Genomic DNA, 14985 nt, shown 5'->3' with positions numbered 1-14985 from the left:
TATAAAAAAAGCCCAGTTAATTAACTGGGCTTTTTATTGCGATTAAGAGATTAGACGTTGAACGATGGTTTTTAATTTAACTTATTGAAATGCATGATTTATTTTAATTTATCGCGATTTTATACTCACAATTGTACTCATTTGTTGTGATGCTTCATTGTTACTGTGCAACTACCATACGAATAGATGAAATGAAGTTTTGTAACACTTGATTAGCTCGCTTCTTCATCTTTCCTGATGCTCTGGCGGCAAAAATGCACCAAATTAACATTTTTCATTGGTACAATTGGACAACTTGTCTCTGGCTTCGGCCAAACTTCATTTGTTATCCCTGAACGCCATATCAGGGACGTAAAAGTTATCAGGAATCATATGTTAACAGGTAATCTACGCAACCAAGTCGATGAGATCTGGACTTCCTTCTGGACCGGCGGAATCGCTAACCCCACTTCGGTTATCGAACAATTCACCTATCTGCTGTTTATACGACGTCTGGATGAGCTTGAGATGCAGCGTGAGAATCAGGCGTTGTTGCGTAACAGCGATCTGCAAAACGCGCTCTTTCCGCCTGACAAACAACACTACCGTTGGAACAAATTCAAGAACATTGACCCTGAGGAAATGTTTGAGCTTGTAAAGGACAAAGTTTTCCCGTTTATCAAGGCTATCCACGGTCAGCAAAGCGCATTCTCTCGCCATATGAAAGACGCCATCTTCATGATCCCGAGCGCCCCAATGCTCGATAAAGTGGTGAATCTGATAGACAAACTGGAAATGGACGATCGGGATACCAAAGGCGATCTCTACGAATACATGTTGAGTAAGTTGGGATCAGCAGGGACCAACGGCCAATTCCGTACCCCGCGACATATCATCAAAATGATGGTGAATATGACCGAGCCAAAACTTGATGGCGACAGCAGCGATGTGATTTGTGACCCTGCCTCTGGTACCTGTGGCTTCCTGATGGCCGCGGAAGAATATGTGCGCACACACCATAAAACCGCGCTAATGAAGCCAGAAAATAGTGCTCATTTCCATAACGTGATGTTCAATGCTTACGATTTTGATCAGTCGATGCTGCGCATCGGCGCCATGAACATGATGCAGCATGGCGTGGACAACCCTGTTGTGGAATATCGCGACAGCCTGATGGATTACGGCGAAGAGAACATCAAAGACAAATTCACTCTGGTCCTGGCTAACCCGCCGTTTAAGGGTAGCGTGGCCTACGATGAACTGTCGCCAGATTTGCTGACCGCACTGGGCAAATCGCCGAAAAAAGCCGAAAAGAAAGTCGTTAAGACAGAAGACGGCGAAGAGAAGAAGAAAAAAGACCCAACCGAGAAAACCGAGCTGTTGTTCCTGGCGCTGATCCTGCGCATGCTGCAGCCGGGTGGTCGTGCAGCCGTGATTGTGCCGGACGGTGTATTGTTTGGTTCGACAAAATCGCACCGTGAAATTCGTAAGACCTTGGTAGAAAAGCATAAGCTGGATGCGGTGGTTTCCCTGCCTTCTGGCGTATTTAAACCTTACGCAGGTGTTTCCACCGCCATTCTTTTCTTCACCAAAACCAACAGCGGCGGGACGAATGATGTGTGGTTTTATGATATGCAGGCAGATGGCTTCTCGCTGGACGATAAGCGTACTCCGCTGATTAAAGATCTGATACTGACCACCGAAGCTGATGCTGTTGATGAGCAGGCTGCGGAAGGGGTGCAGGCTCCTTCAGAATTACCGAATCACAAATTCAGCAATATCCCGGATGTACTGTGGCGCTGGCAAAATGTGCATAAAGAGATCGGCCGTAAGCGCACTGATCAAAGCTTCTTTGTCCCAAAAAGTGAGATTGTAGAGAAAGAGTACGATCTCAGCATCAACCGTTATAAAGAGACGGTATATGAGGAAGTTAAGTACGAATCTCCAGAAGTGATTTTACAGCGGATTAAAGAACTGCAAAAAGCGATGGAGCAGGGGATTGCAGATTTGGAGAAGATGCTGTGAGTTGGCCGATGGTGAAGTTATCACAGGTTTGTTCCGTTTTGTCAGGATTTGCATTTAAATCAAATTATTTTGGCGATTCTGGAATTCCACTTGTCCGAATTCGTGATGTCATGAGAGGTTTCTCAGAAACATACTATTCCGGTGAGTATGATGAGCAATTCGTTGTTAACAATAATGATATTCTGATTGGTATGGATGGTGATTTTAATATTGCGAAGTGGGCTGGAGGCGAAGCGTTATTAAACCAGCGGGTGTGTAAAATAGCTCCAGTTCCATCCATCGTAGATGCGGATTATCTATATTACTTTCTACCTTTAAAACTCAAAGAGATTTGGGACGAGACTGCTTTTGTTACAGTAAAACATTTGTCAGTTAAAAAAATTAATGACATAGAGATTCCTCTACCAAAGCTAAGTATACAGAAGGAGATCTCTGCAATGCTACGAGCATCAGATAGCCTCCGAAATCAATCGATAAAAATGGAGTCTGAACTCAATGCACTGGCGCAAGCTGTGTTTTTGGAGATGTTTGGCGATCCTATTAGTAATCCACTAGCTTGGTCTAAAGTTTCTCTTGATGAAATCGCTCAAGTTCAAGGTGGACTCCAAGTTACAGGTAAACGCTCGTCCTTACCGGTCACGGTTGATTACCTACGTGTGGCCAATGTTCACAAGAATGAATTAAAACTTGATCAAATTAAAACTATTCAAGTTACTCAGAGCGAGCTTGATAGAACCTGTTTGAAAATAGGGGATATGCTAGTGGTAGAGGGCCATGGGAATAAAGATGAGATCGGTCGTACTGCAGTATGGGATGGTAGTATTGAATATTGCACCCACCAAAATCATCTGATCAGAGTTCGTTTTGATGAGTCAGTAGCTGTTCCTGAATTTATTAGTCGTTTTTTGAATTCAGATGGTGGGCGCTATCAGATAAATAAAATATGCAACACAACATCAGGCTTGAATACCATATCGGCAAACAGTGTTCGTTCACTTAAAGTTCCATTGCCTCCAATTCATCTGCAGCGTAAATTTATATCTTTTCTTAACGCTTTAAAATTGCAAGAAAGTAAAAATTTGGAAATCAAAGAATATATCAAGACTATTTTTGAAGCATTGATGCAACGTAGCTTCTCCGGAAAACTGAATCTCAATAAAGTGGCTTGACAAGTAAGGATACCCAATGTCGAATTTTGCTTTCATAAGTGAGTGGTCAGAAATTCAGCTAAATGCTCAGCAGGCGGAGAAAATGCTGAACAGCGATCCGCGTACTTGCTGTTTTTATAGTCGCTACACGCTGGAGCGGGCTGTTCACTGGATGTATGAATTCGACAGAGGGTTGCAAAAACCTAAATATGACACCAGTCTTAACACGCTGATTAACCAGTCTGATTTTCGCGACCAGGTGGGATCCAGTGTCTTTCCTAAAATTAAAGCGATTCAAAAGTCGGGTAATAATGCGGTACACAGCGCCACGAAAGTGAGTGCCGCTGTCGCCACGCAAACCCTGAAAGAGTTGCACCATGTGCTTTACTGGCTCTATCGCACTTATACCGCACATCAACCTGTCAGCAATCAGGTTTTTGATCTTAAAAATGTTCCGCAAACGGTCCATGTTGATGCCGGGCTGATTACCCGCAGCGCACAAAAGCTCAAAGAGTTACAACAGCAGCTTGAAGAGCGCGATAGTCAGCAGGAGCGTGAAGAGGAAAAACGCGAGAGGGAAAACGCAACGCTTCGCCAGGAGCTAGAGCAGCTAAAAGCGCGGGTTGCTAAGCGTAAGCTACAAAACGTTGAGATCAAGGACAGCCATAATTACAACGAAGCTGAAACCCGGCACTTTATCATCGACCAGTACCTGAAAGAGATGGGATGGTTACTGGATGACGGCCGCGACCGTGAATATCCGGTTACGGGAATGCCTCTTTCCAGCCAGAATCCGCAGGGAAATGGTTTTGTTGATTATGTTCTCTGGGGAGAAGACGGCAAGCCGCTGGCGGTCGTTGAGGCTAAACGTACTACAATGGATGTGCAGCAGGGGAAACGCCAGGCTGAACTTTATGCTGATTGCCTGCAGCAGGACTCCCGGTTTGGCGGCCGCCGCCCGTTAATCTATTTCACCAATGGCTATGAGATCTTCTTTTGGGACGATCTGAACTATGTGCCGCGAAAAGTGCAGGGTTTTTTATCCAGAGATGAAATGCAGCGTCTGATCGATCGTCGCGAGTTGGCACAAAATCTGAATAATGTCGAGATCGACACGAGTATTGCTGGTCATAAACGCCCCTATCAACAGCAGGCTATTCGGGCTGTATGTGAACAATTTGACCAGCAGCGTCGGCGCAAAGCGCTGTTAGTGATGGCTACTGGGACAGGGAAAACCCGAACGATTATCGGCCTGCTAGACCTCTTAATGCGCGCAGGTTGGGTAAAGAACGCATTATTTCTCGCTGATCGTAATGCACTGGTGACACAGGCTAAAAAAGAATTCTCAAAGCTGTTGCCGAAATGCTCACCAGAGATTCTGAGTGGGGCAACAAGTACGCTGAAAGGGCGGTTGTACCTGTCGACTTATCCCACCATGATGAACTTGCTTAGTGCGCCGCCGGACAGTCGGTTATTCAGCGTAGGGCATTTTGATTTAGTGATTGTCGATGAAGCACACCGCTCGGTTTATAAGAAATACGGCTATATCTTCGACTATTTTGATTCCCTGCTGGTGGGCCTGACCGCGACGCCTAAAGCCGATCTCGATAAAAACACTTACGACGTATTTCAGTTGCCTGACGATGACCCGACCTTTGCCTATGAGCTTCAGGAGGCGATTGATGACGGCTATCTTGTTCCTCCCCGTGACGTTCGTGTTGAACTGGGATTTGTTCGCCAGGGGATCAAATACAGTGAATTAAGCAAAGATGAGCAGGAAGAGTGGGAAAGTAGTGAAGAGCTGGCTGAGCGGGATGAGGTGCTGCCTTCGGAAATTAACGAATTTTTGTTTAATAAACCCACTGTCACGGCGGCACTCAAAACCCTGATGGAAAGAGGGATTAAAGTTGCAGGTGGCGATAGATTGGCGAAGACGATTATTTTTGCAGCAAATAATCGTCATGCGCAATTTATCAATGAGGTGTTCGATGACAATTTCCCAAAATTTAAAGGGAAATTTGCTCGCACGGTAACTTATAAAGAAAAATATGCCGAAAGCCTTATTGAAGAATTTAAAGGCGAGCGTGACCCAGTTGATCCCAATACGCCAATGACGCTGGCTATTTCTGTCGATATGCTTGATACCGGTGTGGACGTTCCTGAAGTAGCCAACCTGGTGTTCTTTAAGGTCGTCAAATCTAAAGTGAAGTTCATGCAAATGCTGGGGCGTGGTACCCGACTGTGCGAGAAATTATTCGGCCCCGTGACCCCGGATGATGACAAAACAGAATTTAAAGTCTTCGATATCTGCCAGAATTTTGAGTATTTCGAAATGAATCCACAGGGAGCCTCAGATTCTGCGGGTAAGTCGCTGTCACAGTCGTTATTTGAGAATCGCCTGATGCTGACTCAGGTGCTAAAAGATCACGAGGAAAGCGGTGATTATGGCGGGGCCCTCAGGCAATATTTGCTGACAATGCTTCACCATCGTGTGGCTGGTATGAGCCTGGATAATTTTATTGTCCGCCCTAACCGTAAGCTGGTTGAGAAGTATCAGAAAGCCTTAATTTGGCAGGATTTGACTGATGAACACCTTGGCGAACTGATTAGTCAAATATCTCGGCTACCAAGTGCAGCGGAACCGTTTGATGAACAAGAGCAGGAAGAAGAGTTGGCGTTGCGTTTCGATCAGTTAATTTTGACGATGCAACTGGCCTTACTTGAGCGTAGAGGCGTTAGCGATACTCAGCAGGACAGATTGCTACAGATTGCACAGAAGTTGAAAAGTAAGGCCAGCATTCCACTGGTTGAAGTGCAAATCGAATGGATCGAGTATGTGCTGAGTAAACAGTTCTGGCAGGAACTTTCACTTGAAGATCTTGAGAAGACTCGTCTGCGTCTGCGTTTGTTGCTCCGGTTTATCGATAAAGATAGCACAGGTGTGGTCTATACCAATTTTCAGGATGAGGTCCTCTCTGTGTATGAGAATGAATCGTCCTATACCTTTACATATGGCGATGCACTGATACTTTACAGGAAACGTGTTGAGTCCTGGGTGAGGGAAAACCAGCAAGACCTCACCATCCAGAGACTACGTCGTGGGCAACACATCACCAAACTCGATCTTGAGCTACTAGATCAAAAGCTGTTTGAAGCGAGCGGAATCGAGAATACTGAGACTTACCAACAATCCATTCATCCCGATAAGCCTTTGGGTATTTTTATTCGTGAACTAGTTGGGCTTGATCGTCATGCTGCCAAAGCCGCATTTGCCGATTATCTTGATGAAACTCGTTTTGATAGCCAACAGATTCATTTCGTCAACACCATCATAGAATGGTTGACGGAAAACGGTACGATGAGTCCGGAACGACTGGCCCAGCCTCCATTCACCGATGAGCATTTTAAGGGCGTGTTTGGAATATTTGATGTTCCAAAAGCTATGGTGTTACGCGACAGACTCATCAGCATTGAGCGGAGTGCAGTTGGCCAAATTTAGTAAACTACTACAAAGCTTGTTCACGGCACTGGTGTTATTTGTTTGTTGTCCGATCAGCGTTAGCGATTAGGTTGCCTGTCCTGCCTGTTTCTGGTTATTCTTTTATTAAGAGCGTACAGACACATAAGGACTAAAAGCGTCATGGTGAATTATTACTGCAACTGTGAAGTGCATAAGAGGGAATATGTTTGGCAATCTCTTTAGAAATATGTCTTTTGGCGAAATGCCCGCCGAAAAGCTCCATACAATAAAGCCCTGTACCAAAATTACCACATTTGACGATGCCCACTCTGAATGCGTCACAATCGAAGCCGCGTCAACGGTATGCCCTGACAACAACACATTACCTGCGGATCTGATCGTCTTTCTCCCCCTCAGAAAATACACATTCACCCTAAAACATCAACTGCTTTCGGGGCTGGGAAAAGTGTCACAATTTGTACTTAAGGCACTATCTAAGGAAGGATTCGGGCTGGAGGATATTGAGCGTATTACAGGTCTGACGGAAGAACATTTGACGCCAATTTTGAGTCGACTGGCCGGTTTGGGCTGGTACGAACCCGCGCGCAGGGAATTAACTCCTCAGGGATATGAAATGGCAAAGGCGGCCGGATTGACCGGGCGTCGTTTCTCCCTGTGGATCGATGGACTGGATAACAGAAACTCCCCCTTAATCCTCATTTCCGCTAACCAGATTGTACAACCGGAGGATGACAGACACGGGATTCGATTACCTGAATTTGAATGTGACTGGAATATACTTGAAGTTCTACAGCAGCAGAGGTTATCGCGGAGACTGAGCGCCTATAAGGACAACGAAGGGGATCTCATGCCGCTGCTGTTGCTGCTTTGTGATGAAGCAGAACATGCTGCGCTGCAGCAGCAGAAGCTGGCCTGGGATTTCGAGCTGGAACTTGATCGCGAGTTATCCCAGCCGAGCTATATCGAACTCATGCTTGCGCAGGGGCTTGATACCGGTAATGACAGCGGTAAGCAGCTGGTCTTCTACGCCCCCGTTTTACATTACAGTGCGACCTACAGTGTACCGCCGTTGTTGATGGATGAGATTGCTCATCCTGCGCCTCAGTTGTTTAGTTATTGCTTACTGTCTGGCGTATCCTTGCAGACAGAAACCCTTTATGAACAGGTCAGCTCATGGCCGGAGAGCTTAAATATTCCCCTAGCCACACTGATGGAAAAACTGACGATGGATATGCCCACTGACAGTGCGTTTCTGAGTAAAGAGGTTATTGTGACCAAGGCAAGCAGAAAAATAGCGCTGAGTTATTCGGTGCTTTCGCAGTTGGTTGCTAAAAATATAGAGACACCGCTGCCACAAGGAATGACGTAATGAGGACCGTCCCGTTGTTCGATTCAGTGGTTGAGTCGTTTTTCTCTGATCGGCAGGCGCGAACTTTTCGTTCGGGAAAGGTGTTGTATCAACTGTTTCGGTTCGCGGGGAAGGGCGTAAATCCAGCCGCAGTCTGGCTGGATGCCGGCGTTGCGGTGATAGATTGTATTAATGCATTTCTTCGATACCGACAGGCCCTGGAGATTACCGAGCAACTGCTAGCGCAAAAGCATGCGCTGGAAGTACAGATCCAAAATCTTAATAAGAAATTTGAGGTAGAGCAGGAGTTGATGAATGTCGATCAGCAACACCGCATACAGCTGCTCGATAATCTTCTCAAAAATGATCAACAGGCAACAATACGGTTATTAAAAGCGATACGCGCCAACAGGCAAAACCTGGATGCGCTTCTTGCGCAACTCAACACGCTACGTAAGCAACCCACATACCGGACACCAGAGTTTAGCGCGCTGGTAAAGGCCACGGATACGTTTATGCAAGCCCAGCTTGCCTGTCTGGTCGCCGCCTTTGATGGGCCGATGACCGATAATCGTGAGAACAGATAAAATGAAAACCCCCTCTAAAGTTTCGAAAAGCCCGTCAACCAGCAAAGGTCCAAAAGAGTCGGGATTGACCGGCGCGCAGTATGTCGCGGTGGCGAAATCTACCGCACAGTTAGGGTCATCTATCGCGGATTACGCTGCTGAGGCTGAGCGAACCGAGCAGGTTAAAGCACAAAGCTTACGTGATATGCATGTGTCAAATAATGACGTTCAAATCGCGCATTACAAATTGACGGAACGTAAAGACGAACTGAGCGTAGAGCGGATGAAAGAGGAAAATGCGCGCCAGGCTGCGGATAACAGCCATCAGAGATGGATGACAAGCCATGAATCGCGAGAAGAGACGGCAAAAATCCTGCGAGAAAAACTCAAGCAAGGCATCATTACGGAACAAGAACTGCTGATACTGCAGAATCTTTATGCACCAGCCAGTGACAAGTAACGGCGGGACAGACTGAGTGAATCCATTATTTATCGTTGCTGGCATTGCCATTGCCGCAGGCACGGCGGCCTGGCTATTCGATAGTGCCACGGAAGACGAAGAGCGTAGACATGAGCAGCTTCGGGAGCAAATTAACGAACTTAATGCGCAGTTAGGTGAGTTCGATATAAAGCTTGAGACTCTGCAACAAGAGCACCTGAAAAAAGCCCTTAGCGAACTGCTGGCGAAACTTTCCCGGCATCACCGTACGCTTTACAATAAAATCGATCCGATCGAAAAAGAGCTCAAAACATTACCGAAAAATATTCATACAGAATTAGAAAACGAAACGCTTAGCCCTTACAGAAGACGCGCGTTGCAGCAAAATTTCTGCAAAGTGGAAGATGCGCAAGCGCGTCTTGAAGCTTACAAAGCATATTTGTTCTGGTACGAACAACGATTATCTGATTATGGGCAGAAAACAACTGGTCACCTTTCTGCCGAACAACTCAGTGCCATTCTCGGTGAATTACAGCCGCCTTCACCAACCCTTCCCGCCGAATGGCTTTACCCTGGAAAGGTTGTTTTGGTTGAGCACCATGAAATCGACAGGGATCTAACGTTTAATAGTCGCCTTCATTTGACCAGTAATTTTGGTTTACAAGGTCGCAGTAATAATTTCCAAAAAAGTCTATTTTTCAATTATCACAATCAAGAAGCGATACCACTGCAGATTGTTCATGAGAGCGTGGGCAAACGCGGTCATCGCATTTATTACGGCTGCGTGGCCCGTGGTATCGCATATGTCGACGGTATTATGTCCTCGGCACCGCTTGAGTTTGAAATTGAGTGGGGTAATCGGCAGGGATATTTCGCGCATTCGATGGGGAAAACAATAAAGGCATTTCTGCCTCGACAGTTGACGACAAATCCACTTATTAATCTGGTGCCGGGGCAAAAAATCGAGGCCTGGGCGGATTTATTTAACCTAAAACTGGATGCGACACCTGGTACTAAGACGCAAAAGAAAACTATTCAAGTCAGTATGCTCGGCAATACATCGCCGGGTTCAGTAGAAGAATGTCAGCTTTATCTATATTTCCAGCCAAACCAATTTGAAGCGAAGTGGGGAGAATCACTTTACGCGAATGATCCTACGCCATGGCATCTGGTGGATACGGGCGATTTAAGCCTGTCCATTGCGCGTCATAATATTTGCTGCCGCTGTGATATCGATATTGAAAATGCCTGCCTGCGCGTCACACAAATCCGCGAGTACACCGATCTTGCAGAAGGTTATGTCCTTCCTTTTACGTTGATACCCGCTGATGCGCGTCTTGAGGCGCAATCATTACGTAGCCCCGATGCTCTGGACGCACTGATTAGCTTTGTTAATCATATTGCCAGCAGCGCCGCAAATCTGTCTGCACGGCTCGCACAAAGCCAACTGCTTCACCAGTGGGGCGATGTCCTACGTTACCAGCAACAACAAAATGAATTCCATATCAAGGGTAAGCTGGGCGATTTCGCGACCGAAGGCCATGAAGTGGTTATGGCTTACAATGTGGCGGCGAAAGAGCTAGGTTTTTTGGACTTTATGGATAAATTTAAAGAGATACAACGCTCAGGGTTTATTCCTCATTGTCGGCTAACTTACTGGGGGGACAAAGGCGAGGGAGAATTTGGCTGGATTGAACCTATCCCGCTTAATCAGCGCAAACGTCTTAACGTTCAGGAGGAAAACCAGCAGTTAACCCTTCGCTTACCGATATTGAATGCGAAAGCGATGCTTGCAGCCTGTGAGGATGCGCCTGAAAATACGCCGCTGTGTTTGAGTCTCTATGTCTACGATGATTCGCTCAAGCGGCAAAGTGATGCACTTGAAGCTTTTCGTTACGACGCGCTGGTTGAACCCCGTCTTAAAGATATTTTACTGGCCCCGTCTTTATATCGTTCGGAGCAGGATCCTTGGTGGGTCGCCCGTTTCAATTCAGGAATTGAGTGGCAAAACCCGCTTCTCACATCAGCGCAGCAAGATGTGATTAAAAAATTGCTTTGCGAGAAGTATCTCTCGTTGGTTCAGGGGCCTCCGGGCACGGCCAAAACCACCTGTATTGTTGAGCTGCTTCATCAAATCTTCTCTTACCGCGCGGATACTCGTGTGCTTTTAGTTTCGCAACAGCATGTCGCGGTAGACAATGCGCTTGAGCGATTTGTTGCTTCACATGCAAGGGAGCTGGCAGATCGTGATGTGCGCTTATTGCGTATTGGTCCAGAAAACAAAATTGATGGCAAACTGCGTGAATTTACACTGCAACAGCAACAGATTGAATTCGTAAAAAAGAGCCGTATTGTCGCGACACAGGCCGCCTGTAGTGCCGATAAGGACGAGGCGGCGCTGGCCAGTCAATGGCTTTATGACGTACTCGGCCCTGAACAGAGCGAAGGGAATACAAAATATGATCAAGAGCTGATCTGGATGCTACTTTCCAGTAATAACCTGGTTGGTGCAACGTGCGTAGGTCTGGCCTCACGCAAACAGAGTATTGACCAATTACGTTTTGATGTGGTGATCATCGATGAAGCGGGGCGTTCAACCGTACCCGAACTGCTTATCCCTATATTAAGGGCAAAAAAAGTGGTGCTCATTGGCGATCATTTTCAGTTGCCACCAAGCATTGCACCTTTACTCCAGACCGATGAGGCGAATGAAGAATTGCCTTTCTTGGAAGCCTGTTTTCTGGAAACTAGCTTTTTTGAAACCCTTTACAATAAACTCCCGCCGGAATCAAAATGTTTTTTAAGCGAGCAGTTCCGAATGCCGGGGCCAATAGGCAACCTCGTTGCGACGTTGTTCTACAGCCCTGATGGCAAAAGAATGCTCTATAACGGGCGTCATATCGAACCGACTCATTTTATCCATCCAGTTTCCTTGATGTGGAAAGATATCCAGGGTCATGAAGTACAAGAAGGCACGAGTAAAAAAAATGTCCAGGAAGCAAAATCAATCGTCACTTTCCTAGTTAATCTTGCCGGGAAAATACAAGGTTTTAGTAAAGAGGTCGCGGTCATTACGCCTTATGGCGCACAAAAGCGTTTGTTGAGAAGATTAATTGCAGAACATTGCTCGGAGTCGAGAGGAGATTATCAACTGGGTAAGCTAAAAATTCGAATTAATACGGTAGATAGCTTTCAGGGGAGCGAAGCGGATATTGTCCTGTATTCCGTGGTGCGCACTCGTGGAAATTTACGCTTCATTCTCGACTGGAAACGTTTGAATGTCGCCTGCTCACGGGCAAGGGAAAATCTGATCTTTTTCGGTGATTTAAATTTCTTAAAGTCGAAAAAAAGAAACGCCAACGGACGAAACCTTTTTGCCGAGGTGATAGAGCAGATTCCAACAGGAGGGATCGTATTGGCTCCACGTTTTGCTAAATCAGCCAGTAAAGAGAACGCTGTCAGAATTATTCCTCGTAAGCATGTATGACGAAGGTTTTGGGATGCTTTTGTAAAGGGGGTCATTATGGGAAAATGAAACCATTTCTGCACCGAAATAATCTGGCCAAAAAATAGAAATTTTTAATTCGTAGCTACAGGTACAGCTTGCGCCCTGCAATATGGTGAAGTTTTGTGAGTTCTGAGCGTATCTCGGGCTGTTAGAGAGCGCAAAGCGGATTTACTTGTGCCAAGCTAGTATAGCTTATCATGCAGACCTACCTCGCGTAGATTTTCAGCCATTCAGATAATGCACTCGGTTTATCCGAGTGCATTATTAACGTATTACATTTATTTAGTTATGGTATGCGGGCCAGTTTGGAAAAAGGTGATGGAAAAACTATAAACCATAAACGTTTATATAAAACTGGCCGTTGCCTTCATCAGTCTTTTGAATTCGATAAGTGATGGGGATATCTTGCTTTAAATCTGGCTTAGTGAATGTCAGATCCGCCGCACACTGGTACACATCTAGCTTTGATTCGTGACTCAGTGTTCTTACGTTGTTTACGGAAATTGATACGTCCGCATCAAGTTTTAGTGATTTTTCGATCTCCTTACGGGATATATCAATAACTAAATTCTTTGCATCGGTACTGCTGCATTTAGGTGTATCTTCGTTACACCCAGAGAGGATAAATGCAACAATCAAAGTGATGAAAATTTTTAACATGTGTTTTTCTCTTGTGTTTTTAATTAAGGTTAGTTTTTTGAATTTCTTATTTTCTCAAGAATCTTAGCGGCGCAGTTGTAACCTATTCTGAAATGATGCTGTACAGTACTTACCTTGACGACCTTTAACCCTTCATTAAAAATTAATTCAAGGGTCTTTTAATGCAGGACATCGCTGGGTGCATCATTTTCGTTCTTTATAACTTCATCAATATTGATTTTGTCAAAGGATATATTCTGACTGTCTTTCATTTTGGTTTATACACCCCATCCATAGTGCCTGTCGCTGAACTCCCGCAGTAATCCTCGCACCCTTTAGTCATAACTGTCGCTCCTCCCGTCGATAATTCACTGATAATAGCTACACACTGGCTTGACGAATCGTTCCAAAGCCAGCGTTTTCTCTGCCCCGTGCTAGCTGAAATTGCACTTGCATTCCCTTCCATGTTGCATACACCTGAGCCATCCGATGTTGATGAGTTAATTGAAAACTCGGCTGACGCTTTATGATTCGTTATTTCCAGATATCCATTCTTTTTAATGTATTCCGCAGCGTTAACCAGTGTAAATGTGCTCAATAGCAGGGTGGCTAAAATGACTCTTTTCATTGTTTTTCCTTGTCAATTAATACGAATATTTTTGGTGATTTTACTGAATGTCAGCGGTCTGCGTTTTTCTACATAAAAATAGGCGACATTAAACGCTGACTTTTTGTGATTGCCACGACCGAGAGAAGGCCAGTCGTGAAAAGCCTCAATCTGAGCTTCCGAGTAGGGAGTGATAGAGAAATCGAACAGGACAAGCAGGGCTTTACCGTCGTGCTTCATTAATTTCTTCACCTCAGTGCTATTGACGGTTGCGGAGACATTGGACCGAGCGGCTGTTGGCTTACGGACGGCAAACTCAACGGCCACATCGTCAATGACAAAATCAATGAAGCCATGACCGGATACCGATCCCGGTAGTTTGCTTTTTACTTCCGGCGAGACGTTATCCGCAAACCAGCCCAGTAAATAGCAACGTACTAATGGCAGTAGTTCACGCTCGCTACATTCATTCAGACGCAATGTTTTGACAAATTCGCGCCGGTAAAGGGAGCTGAAAAAGTATTCAAAGCAGTCTGTTATTTCACTAATGCTGGTTGCCACAATGCTCTCCCTGACCAGCCACCTATCAACACGTGGGGTGACAAGCCGCGTTTAAGACCTGATTAGCCAATTTTCTTTCTGTAACAGGTCTATAAATGGAATTTATAGTGATTTTATGTCCATTAGTGATGTTCATGCAAGAGTAAAAAGGCCCCAGACTTCCTTTTATGGACGTTCTGGAGATTATGTAATGGTTAAGCTCGTGGCAGACTCAGCGGATAAGCTGGTAGGACAGCGTATTCAGGCAAGACGTAAGGAGGTAGGATTAACCGCAGCTGAGCTGGCGGAGTCTATAGATATTTCGCAGCAACAACTTTCTCGCTATGAGCGCGGGACAAATAAGATCAATATTGCTCATTTGATCACAATTGCGGTTGCTTTAAAGACACCGATAAGTTGGTTCTTTATTGACTGTATGGATGATTTCAACTTTGATGTCATGCAACCAAATTATGTGACAGGCCATGATATGGAACTAAAGCAACGACTCGATCAAGTTTGGATGAAACTCGATCATGATAAAAAGAAAAGTTTGATTTTATTCCTTGATGAATTCACAAAGTAAAATTAGTTCCCAAGTGAAACTATTTGCTCTTGATGTATATTCCTGGTAAAATGTCATTACTGGATAGTGTAATATTACTCAGTCACTGATACACCAAACTAATAACTAATGTGTCACTT

11 protein-coding genes are annotated in these 14985 nt (G+C 45.3%); 8 read left to right on the top strand and 3 right to left on the bottom strand.

What is annotated here, in order from left to right:
- Nucleotides 1-237 precede the first annotated feature (237 nt).
- From K5Y32_RS07905 to K5Y32_RS25020, 7 genes are all read left to right on the top strand, one after another.
- A complete protein-coding gene (locus K5Y32_RS07905) occupies nt 238-2004 on the top strand; it encodes a class I SAM-dependent DNA methyltransferase (RefSeq protein ID WP_222182637.1) in 1767 nt (588 codons plus the stop codon).
- Nucleotides 2005-2012: 8 nt separating this feature from the next.
- The gene (locus tag K5Y32_RS07900) at nt 2013-3173 is read left to right on the top strand and encodes a restriction endonuclease subunit S (RefSeq protein WP_222182635.1); all 1161 of its coding nucleotides are present in this window, start codon (nt 2013-2015) and stop codon (nt 3171-3173) included.
- A gap of 16 nt (nt 3174-3189) precedes the next feature.
- Nucleotides 3190-6651, top strand: coding sequence for a DEAD/DEAH box helicase family protein (locus tag K5Y32_RS07895; RefSeq protein ID WP_222182633.1), 3462 nt, complete (start codon nt 3190-3192; stop codon nt 6649-6651).
- Nucleotides 6652-6835: 184 nt separating this feature from the next.
- Nucleotides 6836-8002 carry a hypothetical protein gene (locus tag K5Y32_RS07890; protein WP_222182631.1) on the top strand — a complete coding sequence of 389 codons (1167 nt, stop codon included), beginning with the start codon at nt 6836-6838 and terminating at the stop codon, nt 8000-8002.
- 14 nt (nt 8003-8016) lie between these two features.
- Nucleotides 8017-8568: a hypothetical protein gene (locus K5Y32_RS07885; protein ID WP_222182630.1), complete on the top strand. Its 552-nt coding sequence runs from the start codon at nt 8017-8019 to the stop codon at nt 8566-8568.
- Between the two features lies 1 nt (nt 8569).
- A complete protein-coding gene (locus tag K5Y32_RS07880; protein WP_222182628.1) occupies nt 8570-9007 on the top strand; it encodes a hypothetical protein in 438 nt (145 codons plus the stop codon).
- Between the two features lie 16 nt (nt 9008-9023).
- The gene (locus K5Y32_RS25020) at nt 9024-12473 is read left to right on the top strand and encodes an AAA domain-containing protein (protein WP_222182626.1); all 3450 of its coding nucleotides are present in this window, start codon (nt 9024-9026) and stop codon (nt 12471-12473) included.
- Between the two features lie 348 nt (nt 12474-12821).
- Here the strand turns inward: K5Y32_RS25020 and K5Y32_RS07870 are convergent, their stop codons facing one another.
- The 3 genes from K5Y32_RS07870 to K5Y32_RS07860 form a co-directional block, all read right to left on the bottom strand.
- A complete protein-coding gene (locus K5Y32_RS07870) occupies nt 12822-13154 on the bottom strand; it encodes a hypothetical protein (protein WP_222182624.1) in 333 nt (110 codons plus the stop codon).
- Nucleotides 13155-13401: 247 nt separating this feature from the next.
- On the bottom strand, nt 13402-13761 hold the full coding sequence (locus tag K5Y32_RS07865) for an acyl-CoA dehydrogenase (RefSeq protein ID WP_222182622.1): 360 nt from the start codon (nt 13759-13761) through the stop codon (nt 13402-13404).
- Between the two features lie 12 nt (nt 13762-13773).
- Entirely contained in the window at nt 13774-14301 is a 528-nt protein-coding gene (locus K5Y32_RS07860; protein WP_222182620.1) for a hypothetical protein, read from the bottom strand.
- A gap of 190 nt (nt 14302-14491) precedes the next feature.
- Between K5Y32_RS07860 and K5Y32_RS07855 the strand changes: the two genes are divergently transcribed.
- Complete coding sequence (locus K5Y32_RS07855) at nt 14492-14866, top strand: helix-turn-helix domain-containing protein (protein WP_222182618.1); 375 nt, start codon at nt 14492-14494, stop codon at nt 14864-14866.
- Nucleotides 14867-14985 lie beyond the last annotated feature (119 nt).

The sequence above is a fragment of the Pantoea sp. DY-15 genome, from assembly GCF_019795935.1.
GTDB lineage: Bacteria > Pseudomonadota > Gammaproteobacteria > Enterobacterales > Enterobacteriaceae > Pantoea > Pantoea leporis.
Note: the sequence above shows the minus strand (reverse complement) of the source record. Positions and strands in the feature narration are given on the sequence as shown.